The following is a 22,342-nucleotide window of genomic DNA, read 5'->3' as shown; positions in this document are numbered from 1 at the left end:
TGGCTTGTAAATTCTGCTCTACCACTAAATTTAATCCTGTTGCCACGCGCGCAATGGAACAAAATTTTCTCAGTCAAAGTTGTAGATTAGGTAGTTGATATTTTTATACTATAAAGCAAAAGGATAAAGCTCAAATTTTTCCTATTGAGTTGGCAAAATAAGCTAACTACTAATATATTCAAAAATTTAAGCCAAAATTTCAGTAAAATTTGCAAGCCCAAAATAATCGGGCCTGCAAATCAAATTTTATTTGCCGTTAAGCATATAAACCGAGCGTAAAAATACATCCACGCCGGCCAGCAAGGCATTTTCATCAAAGTCAAAGCAGCAGTTATGATGACCTGCAGCAAGGTTTGTGCCTATCATGAGATAGCCGCTCTTGCCGCCCGCTTTTTGCACCGCTTGCATGAAGTGCGCGAAGTCCTCGCAAGCTCCGAAGTCAAATTCTTTCACGATAAGCTCATTTTTGATATATGGCGACTCTAGAGCAGCCTTTTCATAAAGCTCAGTCACTTCTTTGCTACTATCTCCGCCGCTTGTGCCGCCTGTTAGCTTCACGTCATACTCAACGCCATGCATGATGCTAACGCCTTTTATGATATCCATACATCGTTGATACATAAACTCATTTAGCTCGGTTGTTTCGCCGCGAGTTTCGCAGGCTATGTAGCCGTTTGGCGCGATTACGTTTCTGCCCTCGCCAGCTCTTAAAACACCAACGTTTATGCGAGTTACTCCATCGGCGTGACGCGTGATAGCATGCATATTTATAGCAGCCTCGGCAGCTGCAAGTAGTGCATTAGCTCCCTCTTGTGGTGCACCTGCTGCGTGAGCCGATCTGCCTTTAAAATTTACGTCAAATTTTGATGTGGCTAGAAGTTTGTTTGTGCCGCAAATTATGCTGCCACTCTTTTTTGCCTGAAAGCCGATATGCCCGCCAAGTAAATAATCAATCCCTTCAAGTATACCGGTTGGCTCCATTCCGACAGCACCTCTTGTGCCCTCTTCTGCGGTTTGAAAGATAAACCTAAATTTGCCGTTAAAGTCATCTAAATTTTCGCTTATGATCCTAGCAAGCGCAAGCCCGATCGTGATATGTCCGTCATGTCCGCAAGCGTGCATAATGCCGTCTATATCGGCTCCAAAGCCATCTTTGCTCGCTCTATGTGAAGCCTCTCTACTCTCGGTAACATCTACACCGTCTATGTCAAATCTAAACGCAGTAGTAAGACCTGCTCTTCCGGTATCTATCTCGGCCACAAGCCCGGTTAAGCCGTCTTCCATCACAGGCAAAAACTCCTGCTCCTCTTTGCTTAGCAAGCTTTTTGCTCTTTCTAGATACTTTTGCATGGCTTCTTTTGTGCCAAGCCCTTGTCTGGCTTCAGGTTTTACTACTTCGCGACCCATTTTTAGACTATATCCGTAGCCTTTCATTATGGAAGCGATCTTTGCGGTAGTAAAAAATGTAAACCAACCAGTTTCCGGATGAGAGTGGAAAAATCGCCTGTTTGCAATCATCTCTTCTTTTAAATTTTCAACTTTAGTTTGAATATGATCCATATTTTCGCTCCTTATATTAAATTAGAAATCTTAATTGAATATTATAACTCAAATTTAATTCTAAAAACTTAAAAATCAAATTAAATTTAATAAATCGTATTTAAAAATAACTATTTTTTAATCAAATATTTAAAAGTTTATTTAAGTTCAGATTTTAGCTTAATTATGCGATCATAAGACTCTTCTATGCGCTCTTTTTTGATCTTTTTGGAATTTATGGCATCGACAATCACTTGAGTAATATACTCGCTAGTTCTGCGCTCTCCTATCATAAATTCGCTAAATAGCAGTATATCTCCACCGGCATTTATGAAATTTACAACTTTTTGCGTCATGCTAAAACCATTCAGTCCGCCCATCAACATATCATCGCTTATAACTACACCATCAAATTTCAAATCTTTTCTAAGTAAATTGCCTATAATATCATTCGACATAGAGGCAGGAAACTGCGTATCTCTATCTAACAAATAGACATGAGATATCATTATTAGCTTGGACTTATCCCTTTTAATCGCATCATAATAAGGTTTAAGCTCGCTATAATCAAAATTTTCTATCACTGTCTTTTCTATATGTGAATCTGTTTTTGCCGAACCATGACCCGGAAAATGCTTAAGAGTCGTTAAAACTCCAACCTCACTAAAGGCATCTAAAAATTCATTAGCGTATAAAGAAACCTCATCTATATTTTTACTAAACGCTCTATTTTTTGAGGCAATTATCGGAGAATTTGTATTTAGCAGATCAACAACGGGAGCAAAATTTAAATTTATACCAAGATCTTTTAGCTGCTTTGCCATCTTTTTATATAGCTCGTTGGCACCGTTTAAATCAAGAGTCTTGGCAACCTCGCTGGCAGAGATAAAGGTATTAAATCCTTTTTTATCCTTAAATCTAGTGACATTCCCACCCTCTTCATCAATTGCAATAAAAATTCCACTTTGAGCTGATTTTAATGCAGAAGTTATCTTTTTTAAATTGTCTTTTGTGCTTATATTTTTTCCGAATACAATAACTCCGCCAAAACGTTGATATTTTGCATCTGATACTACGGACATGGTATCATTTAAGCTTGAGCCATTAAAGCCAACCATTATCATCTGAGCTATCATTTTGCGAAGCGTAGGTCTCTCTTCCGCAAAGGAAATACAACTAAAAAACGTAAAACAAAGAAATAAATTTAAAATTTTTTTCAAATTTTATCCTTTCATAGGAGGCTTTAAGCCAAATTTGAATTAGAAGTTAGTGAAATTATGCCTTCTATTCAGAAGATCGTTTAAGCTTTTTTGAATCTCTTTTCCATTTAGCATTGCAGCTACTTCATTTACAATAGGAGTATAAATTCCCTCTTTTTTAGCAATTTTTTCTATGGCATAAGATGTATCTATACCTTCAGCCACTTCTCCTAAATCGTTTAGTATCTTATTTAGGCTCTCATTTTTGGCAAGTCCTAAACCAACTCTATAATTGCGAGAAAGAACGCTTGAAGCGGTTAAAAATAGATCTCCAGCCCCGCTAAGTCCTAAAAATGTCTCATCTTTAGCTCCAAAATATTTGCCAAATCTAGCCATTTCCACAAGCCCTCTGGATATAAGGCTGGCTCTGGCATTATTTCCAAGTCCAAGCCCATCGCAAACTCCACCGGCTATAGCTATGACATTTTTATAAGCTCCGCAAATTTCAGCTCCTATAACGTCATCTGAAACATAAGCTTTCATATATTTTGGAAATAGTTTTGAAATCTCACTTGCAAGCTCTAAATTTGTAGAATTTACAACAAGAGCACAAGGCATTTCATTTTGGACCTCTTTTGAGAAAGTTGGTCCTGAAAGAAAAGCTAAGTTTTCTTTTTCTGTATGTTCTTCATAGATTTCGTTTAGAAATTTTGAACTTTTAGTCTCTATTCCTTTAGATGCTACTAAAATTTTTTGATTGTAATTTTTAAAATTTGCCTTTAGCCAATCACTTGTAGCTTGAGTAGGGATGGTTATAACCAATAATTCAGCCTTCATAGCCTCATCAACACTCACAAAATGTGAAATTTCACGAGCAGTACGAGAGCTTATTATACACTGATTGTTTCTAGAAAGGGCATGAAATAGTGCGCTTCCCCATTTTCCAGCCCCAATGACAGCTATTTTCATCTTAAAGCTTTGTTTTTAAGAGCTCGTTTACTTTTGCTGGATTAAATGCACCCTTGCCCTCTTTCATAATCTGTCCTACGAAGAAGCCAAAGAGCTTATCCTTGCCACTTTTATACTCGGCAACCTTATCAGCATTAGCATTTAAAACAGAGTCTATTATAGACAATATAGCTCCGTCATCGCTTACTTGTTTAAGTCCTAATTTTTCTATGGTATCATCTACGCTTATATCGTTTTCCATAAGAAAATCAAGAACATCTTTAGCAGCCTTTCCGCTTATAGTGCCGTCCTCTATTCTATTTAAAAGAGTTGCCATTTTAGCACTATTAACTGGGGAATTTTCAATAGTAACTCCGTTTTTAAGTCTGCCAAGAAGCTCAACCAATACCCATGTGACACATAATTTAGGAGAGATTTTAGCCTCTATTAGATCCTCAAAATATCTGGCCGTCTCGACGGTGCTTACAAGATTATTGGCATCATCTTCTTTAATTCCATAATCTTTAATATATCTAGCTACTTTTTGCTCCGCAAGCTCAGGAATCTTAATCGCTTCATTATACATATCATCAGGAATTTCTACAGGAAGCAGGTCGGGATCTGGAAAATATCTGTATTCAGCACTATCCTCTTTACCTCTCATGGATCTAGTTACTAAATTTACAGTATCAAAAAGGCGTGTTTCTTGGCAAACTTCCTTACTGTAAGTGCCGTCTTCCCACGCTATACTTTGACGTTCTACCTCATAATCAATTGCTTTTTGAATAAATCTAAAAGAATTTAGATTTTTAATCTCAACTCTTGTATAAAGCTTAGTGTCGCCTTTTGGTCTAATGCTTACGTTAGCATCGCAACGAAAGCTTCCTTCTTGCATATTTGCATCACTGATATTTAAAAATCTTAAAATAGAGTGAAGCTTTTTAAGGTATGCTACGGCTTCGTCACTGCTTCTCATGTCAGGCTCGCTTACTATCTCAAGCAGAGGAGTTCCGGCGCGATTTAAATCCACAAAACTCACACTTCCTTCGTGAACGTTTTTGCCAGCATCTTCTTCAAGATGCGCACGGTTTATGCCTATTCTTTTTTTCTTTCCATCTACATCTATATATAGTTCGCCTTTTTCTACGATAGGAACTTCAAATTGAGAAATTTGATAAGCCTTTGGAAGATCCGGATAAAAATAGTTTTTTCTATTAAAAATCGATCTTTTATTAATAGTTGCATTTATAGCGGTTCCGAAACTAATGGCCTTTTTTACAACCTCTTTATTTAGTACTGGTAAAGCTCCAGGCAGAGCTAAGCATATAGGACAAACATGAGTATTTGGCTCATCTCCAAAACTTGTAGAGCAAGAACAGAAAATTTTAGTCTTCGTATTGAGCTGGGTATGAACCTCAAGACCAATTACAACTTCAAACATAATTAACCTTTGTATTTCTTAAATTTTGGAAAATATTTTATCAATTATTTCTTTTAACTTATCTAAAATTCGTTATTTTGAGTTGATTTTATAAGTTGCAATAGAGATAGTAGTGTTTAAAAAAGAAAAAATACCGCCTAAATTTAGGCGGTATAAGTTTAAAATCAGTGTTCTTCTGTTGCCAATGCACCAGCAAGATACACAAAGGTAAGCATCATAAAAATAAATGTTTGGAGAATTGCCATAAGTGTCAAAAGTGCGTATGCAGGAAGTGGCGCTATAAAAGGTGCCAAAGCAAGCATAACAAGCAAGAATAAATCGTCTCCTTTGATATTTCCAAAAAGACGGAAAGATAAAGATACTATACGTGATAGATGCGATATAATCTCAACGAAAAACATAAGAGGAGCAAGAGCCTTGCTAGGCCCCATAAAATGAGCAAAATACTTAATAACTCCGTTTTTCTTAATACCCTCAAAATGATAAAACACAAATACAATCAAAGCCAAAGTAAGAGTCATATTTAAACTAGCAGTTGGCGACTCAAAACCAGGAATTATACCCATTACGTTGCTTGTAAAGATTATTAATCCTATAGTAGCAACAAGAGGAAGATATTTTCTAGCTAAACTCTCGCTTCCCAACACATCTTTACCCATAGATATAACAGCTTCCAAATATGCCTCTAAAACATTTTGAGTACCGCGCGGAACAAGTTGCATGTTTTTAACCGCAAGTTTAGAAAAAGCTATAACTATAACAGCAGCCAACAAAAAGTGCATTGCATAAGTAAACATGTGCATAACGTGCTTATCGCTTGTAAATTGAGAAGCGATTACATTAGAGAATAAAAATAAATTTTCTTCCATGTGCTAACCTTAAATTTATAAATTTTCAGGTGATTTTAGCAAAATTATTGTTAAAAGTTTTTTAAGATTTTTGAGTTTTGTCTCTATGTTTAGGCGATTTCGTTAAATTATAAATTTCACTCTAAAAAGTAAGAGTAAAAAAGCTTCAAAATAGTAGCCCCTACCACAATCAAAAACATGGTTTTAATAAATTTAACTTCTTTTTTAATAACCAAATTTGATCCTATAAATGCTCCAAAAATTTGCCCTACTCCCATTAAGATTCCAACTATCCAGAGCATATTTCCAGAAATAATAAATACGCCCAAAGAGACTACATTGCTAATAAAATTTAAAAGCTTAGTATGGGCAACAGCCTTTTTCATATTAAGACCTATTAAAGCAACCATTGCAAATGTCCAAAACGATCCTGCTCCTGGTCCGAAAAAGCCATCATAAAATCCCAAAATAAGTCCAAAAGCAACATAAAAAACCTTATAATTCATTCTAGAAGCCTTATCGCTATCTCCTATTTTGGGCATAAAAATAGTATATATAAAGATTGCTATCAATAAAAATGGTATCACGATTTGTAAAAATTTTGGATTCAAAAACAATATCAAAGTAGCACCGGTAGCCGCTCCAATAAAAGTAAAAATAATACCCAAAAAGGCTTCTTTATAATTAATCATTCCCTTTCTAGTAAAATTTAAAGTCGCAGTAAAGCTTCCAAATGTGCCTTGAAGCTTATTTGTGGCAAGTGCCATATGAGGAGGAACTCCCATAGCCATAATAGCAGGAAGAGTGATAAGCCCACCACCTCCTGCAATAGCATCTATAAAACCGCCCAAAAATGCCGCTCCGAAAAAAATGCAGTAAGCCAAGAAATCAAATTCCATAAATTTCCCATATTATAAAGTTAATGGCAAAATAGTATTATAAATTTTAAAAATTTTTAATTAAATCACGATTGAAAGAAAGAAAAAATATAATAGTTATAAAGAAGAAGCAGATATCGATCAAAATGACCGATATCCTTAAATTTTATAAAAATTAGTTGATAACACCGCAAACTAATCTAGGACCGCCACCGCCCAATGGCTTTGGATGATCGTGGTGATTGTCTCCGCCAACATGAACCATTAAAGAGTGTCCTTTAAGCTCGTCAAGTTTTTTGATCTTAGGAGCTAGTACAGGATAAACTGCATTGCCGTCGTGGTCAGCAAAAAGTGCAGGCAAATCACCTTTGTGTCCTTTATCGTCCCATGGAAATGAGTGTTTTTTCGCATCTGTTGGATCCCAGTGTCCGCCAGCTTTCATACCTAGACCTTTTTCTGTTGCTCCACAATCTGGGTTAACATGAATATGAAATCCATGCATTCCGGCGTCAATACCTTTTAAATTTGGGAAAAATGCTATACCATAATTTGTCTCTATAGCAACCACCTCTCCTACTTTAATATTGCCCTTCTCGCTTAGTTGCTCCATAGGGATAACTATATGTTTTTGAGCCTTTGGATCAAAATGACCCTCGTGCGCAAAAAGCATGCTGCTTAAAACAGCACTTGCCAATAATAATTTTTTCATTTACTCTCCTTTGAAAAATTTAATGTAAATATATCACAAGATTGTAAATAATTTTTGATAAAAAGTATCGATTTTAAATTATTTTATATATTTTTATTTATATTAATTTTTTAAAAATATTTTATCTATTTCGCCGCTTTGTCCGATTCTATACAGAGCAAAATCATATTTAATAGGATCAAGATTGTCAAATTCTCGAAGTTTGTTTGTTAGCTCCAAAACAGCATTAAAATCATAACTCTTTCTATCTATAAGTCCAAGTCTTAAAGATACTCTGTGAGTATGAACATCAAGCGGCATCAAAAGCTCGCTCTTAGGTAAATTTTTAAAAATTCCAAGATCAATATCGGTATCTCTTACCATCCAGCGCATAAACATATTGTAGCGCTTATAAGGAGAAATCGGCTTGCCATCAAAGGCTCTGCCAAAGAAAAATTCATACCCATCAGAACGGTAAGAATTTAAAGAATATATAAATTTTACAAGTTCGTTTATCCCATCTATCATGAGCCCGCTTTTATCAAAGCCGCTTTTAATGATAGCCTCTATATCACCCTCTTTTTTAAGCCGGCAAAAAGTTATAAAAATTTGCCTCACATCCTCTATATTCTGGAAGCGATATTTAAAATTTTGCAAATTTTCACAGATGTTTTTTTCACTCTCATCAAGAAGGCTAAAATTTAAAGACTTTAAAAATTTAACTATCTGTTTAGCACTGCCGTATCCAAACAATGCACAAATCAATGCAATATTTGGCTCTTTGTAAATAGTTGCCACCTGAAGCGGATCATCTGCATTATAAAGCCCGTCCTTGGTGTTTTTACTAAGAACGTGGCTATCAAGAAGCTCTTTTAAATCCGTCATCATTGTTTAAGAGTAAGTAGAGTATCCAGCATCTTCTCTACCGTAGTTATTACTTTGGCTGCAGCACCATAGCTTGACTGAAATCGGATCAAATTCGTAAGCTCTTCATTTAAATTTACTCCGCTAATTGACTGATGTTCGCTCATAGCAATCTTATTTATAGCGGTATTCGCATCATTTAGCTCATTTGTAGCCTGAGTTTCGCTTGCAATATCTGTTGTAACAAATCTATAAAATCCCTCTATGGTTTCGATTTTATCGGCATGCTTGTTAGAATAAAAATATATCTTATTATATTGAAGCTGAACCATTTCATTTGCTACATCATTATTACCAGGAGTTGGGTTTGAATAGGCTTTAAGCTTATGAGGGTTACTGGCAAGCTCACTTTTTACGCTCATATCCCTTGCATCTGTGCCCTCAAAAAATCTATTTATACCGATAATTCCCGGGAAATTTGTTCCATTGTCAATAAATGCGATACTATACTCACCCGAATGTCTAATAGGAGAAACTCCAAACATTCCTTTATTAGACACTGGATCATATTGATAATAAGCTTTAAAATAATCATTAACGTCGTTTAATATGTTATTGTCGTTGTTATCGTCGGTATCCGCATTAAACTCTTTTACTATAGAAGGTCCTCTCGTAGGATCGTTCATAGTAGTAGAAGCATCTATTTTTATACTCTTTCTAGCAACCTCTTGCCCTTGATTGTTATAAACCACTACATCAAAGCTTCCGTGTTTTATATCGTCATTAAAGTTCATTAGAGTTCTGGATGGATCTAAAAACGATAATTCATCGGTATTGATGCCCTCTACAGCAGATTTTGAATAGATATTATTGGTTTCGTTTATTATGCCTTTGGCAAGAGTATTTAGATTATCGATATACTTTTGTATAATTCCATCCTGAAATTCGCCACTATCATCGATATATCTTCCTCTTAGATCCAAGGCTGCACCAAGTTTACCTCCGGTTATCTTACCAGCCATATCTACTCGCTTGCCATCTTCTCTTTCGTAATAGATATTGTTAAAGTCAAATTTATTAGCCGAGCTATCTAGAGCAAGAGGATGAAATGTCACACCATCTACTATAGTAAATCCAGAAATATTTAGATTATATTTTGCGCCTGTATCGGTAACAGTAGGATCTATATCTGCTCTGCCTTGAAGCTCGCCTTTAAACGCAGTCGCGTTTACAAGCCTTGAGATTGCAAGCTCAAGCTGATCCCTTTTATCTCTAAGGTCATTGGCTCTAGTTGTTCCTATTAATTCTACGCGCATTATCTGCTTATTTATCTCAGATATCTCTTTTGCGTATTTATTTATCTCATTTACAGTAACTTCTATTTGAGAATTCACGTCTTGTTGTATTTTATATAGCATCTTTACGCTATCTTGAATACTCTTTGATAGAGTTGAGGCTGAATTTAATAGATGTATCTTTTGAGAAGCTTCAGTAGGATTTGAAGCAAATTTATTCCATGCATCAAAATAATTTTGTATATCGCGACCTATTCCTACGCTTTGCAAATCGGGAAATCTCTTTGAAATTTCCTCAAGCATTCTCTTTTTGTATTCGGAAAATTCAAGATTACTTCCGGCACTTCTTAGCCTAGTAAATGTAAATTCGTCATGAACTCTTATTATAGTATCTACCTGAGTTCCTCTGCCGACATCTCCTGGGATGCTATGTTCTGGCTCTCTAGCCGACTGAACCACACGTTGCCTTGTGTAGTGCTCATTATCTGCATTTGTTATATTGTGACCTGTTGTTGTTATCTGCATTTGAGCAGCATCAAGCCCACTTATACCTATATGTAAAGATGAAAAAATACTACCGGCCATCTTTTAAACCCTTGCTTTAAATAGACTTTCAGGAGTCGGCTGACTCTTAAAATATCCATTGCTATCGTTTTTATTTTGAAACATATTAGAAACCAAGCTATCAAAAAACTCTTTAACAACCACAACATATTTTGCGTATTCTTTGTTTTTTTCGTGAAGCTCTTCGAGTTTGCCACGCATTTTTACCAAATTTGACTTTATGTCATCGTCTAAAATACTTGCCAAATCGGTGCTATTATGTTCCTTTGAAACTCTTACAAGCTCTTTATCAAGCATTGATTTTGTAGCTTCAAATTTTTTTACGAGTTGATTTTTTTTACTTACACTCTCTTCTACAGTTGAGTGCTTGGCTTCTTTTATGTTTTTTATATCTTGCGTAGTTATAGCTATAAGCTCATCAAGCACGCCTATAGCCTCTTGTAAATATTTTTTAAGCATTTTGTCCCTTCTGTTTTTACATCAAGGACAAAAGCTTATCAGATAATCTCATCTGCAATAGCGCGTGCAGTTTTCGATAGATCTATCTTGTAAGTTCCATTAGCGATAGATTCGGCTATTTTAGCTACTTTGCTCTCGCTCTTATCCTGAATGTTCTCTTTGTTTTCGTTCTTTTTAATTTCACTGTTAGGTGAAAGTTGGCTCGGGCTAACCCCAGCTTTTACGCCGATTGAACCTAGCATTTTCATACCTTTAAATATATTTATTGCTAAATCGGCATATTTTTTAAATACTTAAGTCCTCTCTTTTAAAAAATTAAATAGCAATTCACTAAATCCTAAATTTCCGCTCAAAGCTCTACTCATAGTATCGTTATACATAGACGAGTAAATTTTATCTCCGGCATCTTTTGGAAATAGAGGATTTTCGTCCTTTAAGGCAATATCTAACACGCTTTTAACTAAAAACGCTTCAAAGGCATCGGTTTGCTCTTTTAAAAGCTTATCGTTTTCGCTTTTGCTTCTATTTGTGATCGAATTTGTAGCTATATTATTATATGCGTTTATAGCCAACTGGTTGTCTATATTCATTATATTATCTCCAAATCAACGTGTATTGCACCAACTCTTTTTAAATTTTCTATTATTGCTATTATGTCGCTCGGACTAGCTCCTAGCTTGCTTAGAGCCCTTGCTATGCTTGCTATAGTTGTGCGCTCGCCACTAACCTTTAGCATATTTGCATTTGCATCCAAAGCCATTCCGTCTTGCAAGTCAATCGCTGCATTTCCGGCATCATAATAAGAATTTGGCTCAATTTTTATAGTAATTTCTTTATGTGTTATCACAACAGGATCAACCGTAACATTTACTCCGCTTACTATAGTGCCTGTTTTTTCGTCTATTATGACCTTGTCAAGCGCCTTATATTCGACGTCAATATTTAAAACTTGAGCCAAAAATTCAACCATGCTAACGCCATTTGGTCTATTTATCTTAACAGTTCTTGGATCAATTGCTATTGCGGTTTCACCGCCTACTTTTAAATTTATAGCGTTTTGTATATTTGAAGCGGTACTAAAATTTGACTCTTTAAGGCTTAAAAATATAGCCTCTTGATTATATATATCATAGGTTATCTCACGCTCCACAAAAGCTCCACCAAAGATAGTTCCAGCCGTTGCGTGATTTCCAGAACCCCTACCCTGACTCTTGCCGCCTATTGTAAGAGAGCCTTGAGCCAGAGCGTATATATCTCCATCGACACCCTTTAAAGGAGTCATCAGAAGAGTTCCGCCTTGCAAGCTTTTAGCATCACCGATAGATGATATAGTTACATCCAGCTTATCGCCTTGCCTTGCAAAAGCGGGCAATTTTGCCGTTACTATTACGGCTGCTGTATTTTTAGATTTTATATCATCAGGACTTATCTTTACGTTTACTGTTTGAAGCATATTTGAAAGCGATTGAATCGTAAATTCCGAGCTTGAACCATCTCCTGAACCATTAAGCCCTACCACTAATCCATAGCCTATGAGTTGGTTCTCTCTTACTCCTACGACATTTGCTATATCTTTAATCTGCGCAGCATTTGCAAAAGCACCGAGAGATAAAGCAAGCAACATCGATGAAATTAGCTTCATAGCAATCCTTTTTTATTTTAAAAGGATAAAAGCAATAAATATTCCAAAATTTATGAATAATACGTAAGAGTTGTATTTCCGAATTTTTTTGATTTTTGAAGAGTAAATTTTCCAATGTCTTCAGGAAATTGATAGCTGCTAATATGCTCTATTACGACCATATAAATTCGTTTTTTGTCTAAATTTCTTATCAAATTTATACACTTTTCATAAATTTGACCAAATCCCTCCCTAATATCAAATGGTGGGTCAAGATATAAGATAACATCTTTTAAATCTCGTCTATTTAAAATTTCAAGAGTAAGCTCAAAGGTGTCTCCATTAAGAATCTCCAAATTTGACTCATCTATATTTTTTGCATTCTCTCGCGCTATCTTAAAAGCATTTTTATCAAGTTCTATTGCGATTGCGCTTTTGGCATCATTACTAAGCGCTTCAGCCGCCATAAGAGCGCTTCCACCAAATGCCTCTATAAAAATTTTACTTCTTAAATCATACCTCATGCTATCAAAAAAAGAGCCCTTGACTATACTTTTAGTGCTTCTTGTAGTATCAAGAGATGGCAAAAGAAGCTTTTTGCCTTTAAATTTACCGCTTGAAATTGTACTAAAAAGTTTTTTCATCTATAAAGCTTTATAAGATTGATGAGATCTTTTTTAAATTTATCTATAAGGATGCTAATTTCATGCTCAATATCTAAATTTTGAGCCATTTGCTTAGTGCCGACATTTGGGATTTGAATGGCTGAGTAAAATTCCTCAAGTGTATTTAAAAGCATCTCTTTAGTAAATGGGATTTTTAAATGAGCAGAATTCGAAGATATAATAAATACGGGTTTTTTGCTCTCGATCTTTCTATCCGATATTATAAAATCACAATCCTTTTTATGCGCTACATAATCTTTCAAAAATAATTTAAGCGAATTTTCAAGCAAAATACAATCACAGTCAAATGAAATTTTCATATACATTCCTTATAAATTAAGCAAAATCTTAACAAATTTAAGCGTAAATTTTAATTAACTATATAGTATAAAGAAATTTTAGATATAGCCGATATAACAAAGTAGTATATTTATAAGGAGAAAATATGGAAATTTTCAAAGTTGCAAGTCAGCCGATAAATACGGCTCTATCAACAAGCAACACACATTCACAGCCTCAAACAAGGGAAGTTGAGCAAACACAAATTCAACCAAATATTGTCGAAAATCAAACAGAGCAAAACAATGAAGATCTAGTCAAAAAGCTAAACGAAGCCACGGAAAAACTAAATAGACAGATGGAAGCGCTGGATACAAATATACGTTTTGCTTACAATGACAAGATAAATTTTCTTTACGTTAACGTAATGGAGATGAAAACAGGCGAAATAATAAGAAAAATTCCAAGCGAGCAAGTAATGAAACTTAGTGAATATTTTAGAGAGGCAGTCGGAGTACTATTCGATAAGGAGAGCTAAGATGGGGTTTGGCAAAATTTCTTCTCTTGGGCTTGGAAGTAACGTTTTAACTCAAGATGTTATAGACAAACTAAAATCGGCAGATAGGGCGGGTATAATAAACCCTATCACACAAAATATGGAGAAAAACGTAACAAAGCAAAAAGATCTATCTGCAATTAAAACACTAATAAGTTCGTTTAAATTATCTGTTTCTGCACTTAGCGATGAGGCTATGTTCTTAAAAAGAAGTGTTAATACCAATGGTAAAAGTGCGGATCTAAGCGTAAGTTCTGGTGTTGGCTTGCAAGATATAGATATAGATGTGAAACAACTTGCGGCAAGAGATATATATCAAAGTAAAAAATTTATAAGCCCTGAATCGTTTGCGGCTAGAGAGGGTTCTTTTGTAATCAAATTCAATAATATAGATTATAAAATAGATCTTAAACAATCTACATCCTACGAAGAGTTGGCAGCAAAAATAACAGATGCCACTGGTGGCTATGTTCAAGCTAAAATTCTAAAAGTCGGAGGAGATAGACCGTATCAGCTAATTTTGCAATCAAAAGACACCGGAGCCAGCAATAAAATAGAGTTTTCTACCCAAGATTCAAGTGGAAACGAACTAAATAATGCAAATTATATATTAGAAGCCCTAGGTTGGGATAGTGCAAATGTAAATAGCAACAAAATATCTACAGCACAAGACTCCGAATTTACATATAATGGCATAACGGTAAAAAGAGACTCTAACAACATTAAAGATCTATCAATAGGCTTGCATTTGACACTAAAAGAAGTGGGAAAAACAACTTTTAGTGTCAAAGAAGATACTTCTGATATAAAAAAAGAGATAGAAAACTTAGTAAAAACATATAATAGTCTAGTAAACAATCTTGATATAGCAACCGACTACAACAGCGATACAAATAATGCAGGAACTTTTCAGGGAATTAACGAGATAACAAGCATAAAATCTACTATAAATAGACTTTTATTCACTACAAAAACGATAGGAGAACAAGACAATATATCTATGCGCTCTATGCACGATTCAGGATCTTTTGCGGTAGCTATAAAATCAAAAAGCAGCAACCTTAATATAACTGATTTTGGCATAACATTAACCAAAGATGGACTGCTGGAACTTAATAGCCTAAAATTAAGCTCAAAGCTATCCGAAAGTTTAGATGATGCTAAAAAGCTATTCGCAAAATCTAGTATGTATAGCACTATACAAACAGCGAGCAGTAAAGCCATAAATAGCGGTGCAATAAGTGTATCAAACGATGATTTTATAATTAACGGAAACAAAATAACCTTAACCACTCCTAGTACAAATACATCAAAAGAAAACGCCTTAGCACTTTTGAAGGCTATAAACGAAGCTAGTATTGTAGGTATCCAAGCCACTTTGAATAAAGCTGAAGACAGAATCGTTTTAAAAAGCACAGACGGAACAGCTATAAATATTCAAGGCAAAGCTGATGTGCTTGAGAGCTTTGGTTTAAGCGCTATGAATTTAACGTCAAAAGAGACAAGGACTGATGGGGTATTCTCGTCTTTAAATTCAAAACTAGATAATATAGTGGGTAAAAATGGAACATTGACTATATACAATCAAAATTTAATAGAAGAAAAAAAGAAGCTTGAAAAAGATAGGCTAAAAGCGACACAAGATCTTGATACTAAATACGACATGATGGCTCAAAGATTTTTAGCCTATGACAATATGATCAATAAGCTTCAAAATCAGTTTTCTACATTGCAATCAATGATAGATGCCGAGCTAAAATCTAAAAAATAAGAATGGAAAAATAATGATGAATAGCGCAGCTTACGCAGCATACTCTCAAAACGCAGTCGGAGGCATAGAGTCTCCGCATAAACTAATAGAGATGCTATATGAAGGAATTTTAAGATTTATTTTTAGAGCTAGACAATCTATGCAAAATAAAGATGTCGAGAAAAAAGTATACTTTATAAACAGAGCAAATGCGATTTTTGTTGAGCTTTTAAATTCGCTTGACTACTCTCAAGGAAACGTTGCTCATTATCTTAGCGGAATTTACACTAGACAAATTCAGCTACTTTCACAAGCAAATATAACAAACGATGAAAAAAATCTGGATGAGGTAGTAAGTGTAGTAAAGCAACTTCTTGAGGCTTGGAAAGAAAGCAATGCCTGAGACTATATGGCTAAACGAGTTTAAGATAGCGGTCTTAAACGAAGATGAGGAGTCTATAGAAAGACTTATCCAAAATGCTCCATTGATTTTTGACAGCATAGAAGAGCTAGAAGAAGTTGCGACACTAACTAAAGATGCAGAAGAAATCATACAAAAAAGATTAGAAAAACTGAGTCTAGAACTAAAAAAATTAAAAGACGCTAGAAACTACATATCTCAATATATCAATGAATAAAGCTTCACAAAATAGCCTAGAATTCTAGGCTATTTTCTTATAAATTTACACAAATATAAAAAGGCACGGCGATAAGCCGAGTTCTGTCGTGAGTGATTATTTATCTAATCCAAATTTCGCAATTTGGCTCTAGCGAAGGGTTTAACATAAGACTAAAACCATCCCTTCTTGCTGCAAGTCGGGTTTATATAGCCGCCATGCTTTCGCGTGGCGCTGGTGGGCTCTTACCCCGCCGTTTCACCATCACCGCCGAAGCGGCAGTCTGCTTTCTGTTACACTATCCCTTAGGTTTCCCTAGCCATCCGTTAGATGGGACTTTGTCTTATAGCAGCTCGGACTTTCCTCTTTTAAACCGAAATTTAAAAGCAATCACTTGCCGTGCCGATGAGATTATAGCGACTTTGCGCTTAAAATAACCGCTTCTTCACCTCGAATTAAAATCGCTTCGGAGTTATTTATCGCTTTTAGATCTATTTTCTCGCCAAATTTTGCGATTATATTATTACATGCTTCTTCAAACGGAAATTCGCCCAAGTGAGGCAAGGTATAAAAACTCACCAAATTTAAGCCGCTAAGATCTTTTAGCTCTACTAAATTTTCATCCATTAGGCCTATATACTCGATATCAGGCGATGTTATTATGCCGCCTGCCGATTCGCCGATATAAATTTTGCCGCTGTTTACAAGACTCTTTAACTCGCTTATAACTCCTGATTTTTTAAACTCACTTAAGAGATAAAATGTATTTCCGCCACATACATAGATGAAGTCGTTTTGGCTAAATTTCTTCAAAATTTCCGTCTTGTCGCTTACCGAGATATCAAGCTCATCGACTTTCACGTCCGCATTTTTAAAGCACTCTTTTACCTCATCTACGTAGAAATTCACCTCTTCAAATTTGCCAGCCGTTGATATGAAGCAAACACTCTTTCCCTCGCAGTCAAATTTATCTGCAAAGAGCTCAAAGACTCCTGCAAAATAAGAGCACAAAAAGATATTTTTCACGATTTTCCTTTTTGGTTGCTTTTTGATTTTTTAAAGTTTTCTTGCTCTTCCTTGATCTCGCAAGGATCTTTTATGTATTCGATATTGCCCTCAAGCTCGCTTTCCCACTCAAGCTTACCGTCTTTGTTTTTATCAAATTTTTTAAACTCCGCTTTGCTAAAATCTCCAAATTTAACTCTAAAATTCTCCATACTCTTTACATTTTTCCACTCGCTCATATCAAGTACGCCGTCTAAATCCATATCATTTTCATAGACGAAAGCTTCCGCAGCAGGAGGCGACTCACAAGCAAAAGCCGGGTTAAAAGCGAGTACAATACACGCCAAAGCACTCAAACATCGCATATTCTCTCCTTATTCGAAAATATCCTTATGCAAAATTTCTTCCAAAACCACAGTCGCATACGAGCCCTTTTGCAAAGTAAAATTTATGCCAAAATGCGCTTTTTCAGCGTTATAGCTAAAGCTAACATCTTCAAGATAACTCCATGCAAATCGCCTACTTCCGCTCATCTTGGCTTCAAATTTACTTGCCTCGCCAAGGATCTCATCTTCTATCACCTTTGCTAAGCCCTCGCTCTTATACGCCCTACTTCCCGCGATAAGCCCGCAACTTGTGATATCTCTAGCGTTAAAGCGCGCAACCTCAGCATCCAAATCCTCGCAGTTAAAGCACTTACCAAAAGGATAGTGCCCAAGCACCTCGCCGCGGATCAGCTTAAAAAACTGCTTTTGGTTTTTAAGCTCTTTTAGCTCTTTCTCGTTTGCGAATTTATAAATTTCAGCCAGCTCCTTTAGGCTAAACTCACTTGCAAAGCGTGAAATTTCAACGCGCTTGCTAAGCCAGCGGTTAAAAAGATCACTCTGATAAGCCGAGATCAAAAACTCACTCATTTTTGGATTTTTAAGCTTCTTACCGTTTACCGTGCCCTCTTTTAGCAGTTCAAGACCACTTGCCGCATTATCGCCAAATTTACCAAACCTTTGGTAGCCAAAGTAGTTGGCATACCCAATTTTATCAATACTGCTTATAGCCTGCTCAAGCTTTGTAGCTTCGCTAGGAAGCACTTTTTTAAGACGGATAAAAAAGCTGTTGCCCTTTAAGTGCCCTATTCTTAGCTTATTGTTGTGAGCTGCAGTGCTTAAAATTTTCATCTTCTCGTGGCTAAAATTTGCTAAATTTTGCTCAAATTTACGCGGCATAGAGATAAACTGAGTTGTCATTCCTTGCTTATCTTTTAGCCCCGCATATCCAAATTCTTTGATTTTAACTCCACTAAAGTCGCTTAACGCCTTTAAAGCTTCTTGCGTCGTCATATCCTTTTTTTGAATTTGGATTATCAAATGTTCGCCATCGCCGCTAAATTCATAAAGCGGCACCTCGCGCACGACAAAATCATCCGAATTCTTACTGAAATAAGCGTTTATAGGCGTGTGTGTAAGTGCGTAAAGCGGCTTAAAAGTGGTGGTGTTTTGCATGAGTTTTGTATCTTCCTTTTGTGATTTTTCCGATTATATTTATTTTGACGCGGGCTTTTTTGGCTTCATTTTCTATCCTACGTAGGTTTTTTGCGCTAAAAGTAAATAGCATTTCATACTCTTCCCCGCTTTTTAGCTCGTTTTTATTGGGCTTTTTGCTAAATTTTACCCCTTTTTTGCTGGCTTTTGCAAGTCTGGCAAGATCGGTTTCAAGTCCATCAGAGATATCCATGGCTGAGTTTATAAATTTAGCCGCCGAATAGAAGAATTTAGCCCTTAACTTAGGCTTTTTAAAGCGCGAATTTTTTCCTGTCTTAGCGCCTCTCATCAAGCTTTTTAGCCCCTTTAAACTCTCTCCAAGCTTACCTGTATAAGCTATAAGATCGCCTGCTTTTGCGCTGTTTCGATAAACCGCCTTGCCTGATAAATGCGAGATAATCGTAACGCTTATAAAAATTTTATCCGAGCTTATCGTATCGCCGCCTATTATCGTTATGCCAAACTCATCGCAGGCTCGCTTAAATCCTTCGTGCAAAAGCGAAATTTCAGCTTCACTCATCTTTTTTGGCAAGCCAAGCCCTAAAAGAGCGTATTTAGGCACGGCATTCATAGCGATAGCATCGGAGATATTTACGATCATCGCCTTATAAGCGATCTCATCAAGCTTAAGCCAACCAAGCCCGAAGTGGCTGTCCTGTGCAAATAGATCCTTGCTATAGACCCATTTGCCCACAACCGCGCCGTCATCTCCTATAAAAGAATTGCTAAATTTATCGATTATTCGCTGCTCTTTATCCATGCCACATTTTATAAAATTTGACGTTAAAATCTACTTCAAACGTTAGTTAAGCTAGAATTTTATAAACTACGAAAAAGCATTTAAGGACTAGCATGCTTGAGGTAAAAATTTTTAGATTTAACGCCAAAAACGATGTTTTAAGATATTATAAGCCATATTTTTTTGATAGCTGCCACTTTATGGGTGTCGCCGAGCTACTTTGCGAGATCAAAAAAAACGATCCTTATTTTGACTACGATGGATGTGAATTTGTAAAGATAAACGGCGTAGTCACGGCACTTGCTGCAAGGATGGATAGGGTTTTGGCTCGCTTTGGAGCAAATTTGACTATAGAGCCGCTTAGCACGAAAAGAGCGACCAAAGATCTGCTTATAGATGATAGTAATTTTTGGGCGAAATTTGAGCCGTTTAGCAAATTTGCCTCAAAGGATGATAAAGCTTACTACGCGAGTTTAAAGCCATATTTTTATGCGGGATTTATGAGTGAATTTGAGCCAAATTTCATAGGTTCAAGTGCCATTATCTTTGCTAAATTTTTATGCGAAAAGTATCCAGATAAAAAAAATCAAATTTTAGCCCTTGTAGATAACTCGAAATTTGGAGTTTGGATCGCTTGCGGCTTAGAAAATTTTATCTTTGAAGGAGCTACTGAGCTTGCAAATGCCATTAGCTACGTAAAATCAAATTTAAAAGGGCTATTACGAAAACTGCCAAAGATAAAAGACGAAAATGCACTAACTAAACTAAACGCCAAACATGATTTTAAAGAGTTTACTATCGCCACTTACGGAGAAATTTTGCCTGAAATCAAAACCTTAAAAGCGAAATTTATCACGCTTGAAAGCGCAAATTTACCTTGCGGGTTTGATCTGCTTGGATTAAATGACGATCTTGCCTTTAAGCTTGCTAGCGAAATTTTATTTGAATCCTTTGATAGCGGAGCTGATTTTTTACTGGTTAGTCACGAAAAAGCGTTTTATATGTTTGATACATTATCAAAAGAAATTGAAAAGTTTAAAGGTAGAAAATTAAATAATTTTTATATATTAAGAGAGAGCGAGCTAATCGCTATTGCAAACAAAGAGACTACGAATAGCATAAAAGATCACAGGTTAAAAGTTCATCTAATTTAGCCTTTGTTTGTAATATTGTTACTGAAAAATCGTAGCGATGATAGTAGCATAAACAGAAAAAAGGATAAGCGATGGATAGACGAAATTTCTTTAAATTTAGCGCTGTTTCTGCGCTTGGAGCAACTGCTATAGAGGCTAAAGCCTTACCCGATAAACAAATAGCCAGCATAATAGACGTAGATCTTTGCGACGGTTGTGTAAACGAGACCATGCCTCTATGCGTAAAAGCCTGTAAAATCAAAAATGAGCCTATATTTCCGGTTCCAAAAGATCCAATCATGAACTATTGGCCTCAAACTAAGCATGAGGACTACTCAAAACAAAAGAATAATATCTCAAGACTTACTCCATATAACTTCACATATATAGAAAAGCTTGAAGTAGACGGCAAAATGCTTCATATTCCTAGACGCTGTATGCACTGCGATCATCCTCCCTGTCAAAAAATATGCCCTTTTGGCGTTATAAGCAAGAGTGAAGAAGGTGCAGTAGATATAAATAAAGATTTTTGCGTGGGCGGCGCGAAATGTAGAGATGCTTGTCCGTGGGGAGTACCTCAAAGGCAAGCGGGAGTAGGAATATATCTAAAGGTGATGCCAAAACTTGCAGGTGGAGGTGTGATGTTTAAATGCGATATGTGTAAGGATCTGCTAGAGCAGAACAAAAAACCGGCATGCGAGGTCGCCTGTCCTAAAAACGCTATAAAATTTGGAAAGCGAGATGAAATTTTCGCTATTGCAAATGAGATGAAGAAAACTCGCTTTATATACGGCATGGACGAAAATGGTGGCACATCAACCATCTATGTAAGCTCTATTGATTTTAATAAAATTGATAGTGCAATATCCAAAAAATATGAGAACAAGCCAAAAATGGGAATAATGGATATGAAAAATCATCCAAATCCTATGGAAAAATCCGAATTTTTAGCTACTGCGACTCTAGTAACTCCTCTCGCCGCGATAGGTGCTGCAAGTATAGCCGTTATTAAGAGTATAAAGGATAAAAAATGATATCAAATACTAATGAAACAAAACAAAAAATAAAAAGACAGAGCCTGCAAAACCGCGTTATACATTGGGGTATAGCTATAAGTATATTTGGACTGATAGCGACTGGTATTTTACAAATGCCGGTAGCAAAGAGATACAATATAACTAAAATTTTTGAGTGGAGCGGAGAGTATTATTTCACGCTAAGCCTGCACTATGTATTCTCCGTGGCGCTTATATTTTTTGCTTTCTATCACGTTGTATACCATACCATGAAGCGCGAATTTGATATATTTCCAAGAAAAGGAGATGTCAAAAACAGCTTTCTTTTAATTAAAGCGATGATTACAGACTCAGAAGAGCCGGCAAGCGATAAATATCTACCTGAACAGCGTATAGCTTATCTTGGCGGAGTGCTCATAATAGCGCTTTTGATAGTTACAGGAATGATAAAATCGTATAAAAATATACTTGGATTTGATATCTCAAACGATCTTTATATGTGGGCTGCACTGCTTCATAATTTAGGGATGGTTTTAATAATTTTATTTATAATAGCTCATCTAATGGCTTTCGTTCCAAAAGCCAATCGCCCTCTTTTAAGCGGCATGTTTAGCGGTAAAATAGATGCGAAATACGCCAAACATAGACATAGTCTATGGAAAGACATTAAAGATGAGTCTAATTTTTCTTAGACACTATT

The 22,342-nt window shown here is 35.9% G+C and carries 26 protein-coding genes and 1 other RNA gene; 7 read left to right on the top strand and 20 right to left on the bottom strand.

The window, feature by feature from the left end; all coding sequences use genetic code 11:
* Positions 1 to 246 precede the first annotated feature (246 nt).
* The 15 genes from CDOMC_RS04210 to CDOMC_RS04140 all read right to left on the bottom strand — a co-directional run bounded on the left by CDOMC_RS04210 (position 247) and on the right by CDOMC_RS04140 (position 13,329).
* Positions 247 to 1,560 (bottom strand): amidohydrolase, encoded by a 1,314-nt coding sequence (locus tag CDOMC_RS04210; protein ID WP_172128195.1) that lies wholly within the window; start codon positions 1,558 to 1,560, stop codon positions 247 to 249.
* Positions 1,561 to 1,697: 137 nt separating this feature from the next.
* Positions 1,698 to 2,759, bottom strand: coding sequence for a glycoside hydrolase family 3 N-terminal domain-containing protein (locus CDOMC_RS04205; protein ID WP_236861351.1), 1,062 nt, complete (start codon positions 2,757 to 2,759; stop codon positions 1,698 to 1,700).
* 39 nt (positions 2,760 to 2,798) lie between these two features.
* Positions 2,799 to 3,707 carry an NAD(P)H-dependent glycerol-3-phosphate dehydrogenase gene (locus CDOMC_RS04200; RefSeq protein WP_172128193.1) on the bottom strand — a complete coding sequence of 303 codons (909 nt, stop codon included), beginning with the start codon at positions 3,705 to 3,707 and terminating at the stop codon, positions 2,799 to 2,801.
* Between the two features lies 1 nt (position 3,708).
* On the bottom strand, positions 3,709 to 5,127 hold the full coding sequence (gene gatB / locus CDOMC_RS04195) for an Asp-tRNA(Asn)/Glu-tRNA(Gln) amidotransferase subunit GatB (protein ID WP_172128191.1): 1,419 nt from the start codon (positions 5,125 to 5,127) through the stop codon (positions 3,709 to 3,711).
* Positions 5,128 to 5,291: 164 nt separating this feature from the next.
* A complete protein-coding gene (locus CDOMC_RS04190; protein ID WP_172128189.1) occupies positions 5,292 to 5,996 on the bottom strand; it encodes a F0F1 ATP synthase subunit A in 705 nt (234 codons plus the stop codon).
* A gap of 116 nt (positions 5,997 to 6,112) precedes the next feature.
* Positions 6,113 to 6,874 (bottom strand): TSUP family transporter, encoded by a 762-nt coding sequence (locus tag CDOMC_RS04185; RefSeq protein WP_172128187.1) that lies wholly within the window; start codon positions 6,872 to 6,874, stop codon positions 6,113 to 6,115.
* 154 nt (positions 6,875 to 7,028) lie between these two features.
* Positions 7,029 to 7,562 (bottom strand): superoxide dismutase family protein, encoded by a 534-nt coding sequence (locus CDOMC_RS04180; RefSeq protein ID WP_172128185.1) that lies wholly within the window; start codon positions 7,560 to 7,562, stop codon positions 7,029 to 7,031.
* 102 nt (positions 7,563 to 7,664) lie between these two features.
* Positions 7,665 to 8,426 (bottom strand): TIGR02757 family protein, encoded by a 762-nt coding sequence (locus CDOMC_RS04175; RefSeq protein ID WP_172128183.1) that lies wholly within the window; start codon positions 8,424 to 8,426, stop codon positions 7,665 to 7,667.
* Complete coding sequence (gene flgK, locus CDOMC_RS04170) at positions 8,426 to 10,285, bottom strand: flagellar hook-associated protein FlgK (protein WP_172128181.1); 1,860 nt, start codon at positions 10,283 to 10,285, stop codon at positions 8,426 to 8,428. Before flgK ends, CDOMC_RS04175 begins: the two co-directional genes overlap by 1 nt.
* Positions 10,286 to 10,288: 3 nt before the next feature.
* Positions 10,289 to 10,723, bottom strand: a complete 435-nt coding sequence (gene flgN / locus CDOMC_RS04165; RefSeq protein WP_172128179.1) for a flagellar export chaperone FlgN — start codon at positions 10,721 to 10,723, stop codon at positions 10,289 to 10,291.
* A gap of 38 nt (positions 10,724 to 10,761) precedes the next feature.
* Positions 10,762 to 10,965: a flagellar biosynthesis anti-sigma factor FlgM gene (locus CDOMC_RS04160; protein WP_170018992.1), complete on the bottom strand. Its 204-nt coding sequence runs from the start codon at positions 10,963 to 10,965 to the stop codon at positions 10,762 to 10,764.
* A 51-nt stretch (positions 10,966 to 11,016) separates the two neighbouring features.
* On the bottom strand, positions 11,017 to 11,313 hold the full coding sequence (locus tag CDOMC_RS04155) for a rod-binding protein (protein WP_172128177.1): 297 nt from the start codon (positions 11,311 to 11,313) through the stop codon (positions 11,017 to 11,019).
* Positions 11,313 to 12,365, bottom strand: coding sequence for a flagellar basal body P-ring protein FlgI (locus CDOMC_RS04150; RefSeq protein ID WP_172128175.1), 1,053 nt, complete (start codon positions 12,363 to 12,365; stop codon positions 11,313 to 11,315). Before CDOMC_RS04150 ends, CDOMC_RS04155 begins: the two co-directional genes overlap by 1 nt.
* Positions 12,366 to 12,415: 50 nt before the next feature.
* Positions 12,416 to 12,988, bottom strand: a complete 573-nt coding sequence (locus CDOMC_RS04145; protein WP_170018995.1) for an RsmD family RNA methyltransferase — start codon at positions 12,986 to 12,988, stop codon at positions 12,416 to 12,418.
* Positions 12,985 to 13,329 (bottom strand): ornithine carbamoyltransferase, encoded by a 345-nt coding sequence (locus CDOMC_RS04140; protein WP_172128173.1) that lies wholly within the window; start codon positions 13,327 to 13,329, stop codon positions 12,985 to 12,987. The genes CDOMC_RS04145 and CDOMC_RS04140 overlap by 4 nt, the downstream gene beginning before the upstream one ends.
* Positions 13,330 to 13,454: 125 nt before the next feature.
* Between CDOMC_RS04140 and CDOMC_RS04135 the strand changes: the two genes are divergently transcribed.
* The 4 genes from CDOMC_RS04135 to CDOMC_RS04120 are packed head-to-tail and all read left to right on the top strand — an operon-like array spanning position 13,455 to position 16,232.
* Positions 13,455 to 13,826 carry a FlaG family protein gene (locus CDOMC_RS04135; RefSeq protein WP_172128171.1) on the top strand — a complete coding sequence of 124 codons (372 nt, stop codon included), beginning with the start codon at positions 13,455 to 13,457 and terminating at the stop codon, positions 13,824 to 13,826.
* A 1-nt stretch (position 13,827) separates the two neighbouring features.
* Complete coding sequence (gene fliD / locus CDOMC_RS04130; RefSeq protein WP_172128169.1) at positions 13,828 to 15,615, top strand: flagellar filament capping protein FliD; 1,788 nt, start codon at positions 13,828 to 13,830, stop codon at positions 15,613 to 15,615.
* A 13-nt stretch (positions 15,616 to 15,628) separates the two neighbouring features.
* Positions 15,629 to 15,997 (top strand): flagellar export chaperone FliS, encoded by a 369-nt coding sequence (gene fliS / locus CDOMC_RS04125; protein WP_170018998.1) that lies wholly within the window; start codon positions 15,629 to 15,631, stop codon positions 15,995 to 15,997.
* Positions 15,990 to 16,232, top strand: coding sequence for a hypothetical protein (locus CDOMC_RS04120; protein ID WP_172128167.1), 243 nt, complete (start codon positions 15,990 to 15,992; stop codon positions 16,230 to 16,232). The genes fliS and CDOMC_RS04120 overlap by 8 nt, the downstream gene beginning before the upstream one ends.
* Before the next feature lie 56 nt (positions 16,233 to 16,288).
* On the opposite strand, the gene rnpB is transcribed toward CDOMC_RS04120, so the two are convergent.
* From rnpB to CDOMC_RS04095, 5 genes are all read right to left on the bottom strand, one after another.
* Positions 16,289 to 16,617, bottom strand: an RNA gene (gene rnpB / locus CDOMC_RS04115) — RNase P RNA component class A.
* A 5-nt stretch (positions 16,618 to 16,622) separates the two neighbouring features.
* The gene (locus CDOMC_RS04110; RefSeq protein ID WP_172128165.1) at positions 16,623 to 17,237 is read right to left on the bottom strand and encodes a Type 1 glutamine amidotransferase-like domain-containing protein; all 615 of its coding nucleotides are present in this window, start codon (positions 17,235 to 17,237) and stop codon (positions 16,623 to 16,625) included.
* Complete coding sequence (locus CDOMC_RS04105; protein WP_172128163.1) at positions 17,234 to 17,581, bottom strand: hypothetical protein; 348 nt, start codon at positions 17,579 to 17,581, stop codon at positions 17,234 to 17,236. Before CDOMC_RS04105 ends, CDOMC_RS04110 begins: the two co-directional genes overlap by 4 nt.
* 9 nt (positions 17,582 to 17,590) lie before the next feature.
* Entirely contained in the window at positions 17,591 to 18,715 is a 1,125-nt protein-coding gene (gene truD, locus CDOMC_RS04100) for a tRNA pseudouridine(13) synthase TruD (RefSeq protein ID WP_172128161.1), read from the bottom strand.
* Positions 18,693 to 19,514, bottom strand: a complete 822-nt coding sequence (locus CDOMC_RS04095; RefSeq protein WP_172128159.1) for a thiamine-phosphate kinase — start codon at positions 19,512 to 19,514, stop codon at positions 18,693 to 18,695. The genes truD and CDOMC_RS04095 overlap by 23 nt, the downstream gene beginning before the upstream one ends.
* Before the next feature lie 92 nt (positions 19,515 to 19,606).
* On the opposite strand from CDOMC_RS04095, the gene CDOMC_RS04090 reads away from it, so the two are divergent.
* The 3 genes from CDOMC_RS04090 (at position 19,607) to CDOMC_RS04080 (ending at position 22,334) form a co-directional block, all read left to right on the top strand.
* The gene (locus tag CDOMC_RS04090; protein WP_172128157.1) at positions 19,607 to 20,647 is read left to right on the top strand and encodes an HdrB C-terminal domain-containing protein; all 1,041 of its coding nucleotides are present in this window, start codon (positions 19,607 to 19,609) and stop codon (positions 20,645 to 20,647) included.
* Positions 20,648 to 20,718: 71 nt separating this feature from the next.
* The gene (locus CDOMC_RS04085) at positions 20,719 to 21,660 is read left to right on the top strand and encodes a 4Fe-4S dicluster domain-containing protein (protein WP_172128155.1); all 942 of its coding nucleotides are present in this window, start codon (positions 20,719 to 20,721) and stop codon (positions 21,658 to 21,660) included.
* Positions 21,657 to 22,334: a formate dehydrogenase subunit gamma gene (locus CDOMC_RS04080; protein WP_172128153.1), complete on the top strand. Its 678-nt coding sequence runs from the start codon at positions 21,657 to 21,659 to the stop codon at positions 22,332 to 22,334. Before CDOMC_RS04085 ends, CDOMC_RS04080 begins: the two co-directional genes overlap by 4 nt.
* The last annotated feature ends 8 nt before the right edge of the window (positions 22,335 to 22,342 follow it).

Origin of the sequence: Campylobacter sp. RM16192, assembly GCF_004803855.2 — a bacterium.
In the GTDB taxonomy this organism is placed as follows: domain Bacteria; phylum Campylobacterota; class Campylobacteria; order Campylobacterales; family Campylobacteraceae; genus Campylobacter_A.
Note: the sequence above shows the minus strand (reverse complement) of the source record. Positions and strands in the feature narration are given on the sequence as shown.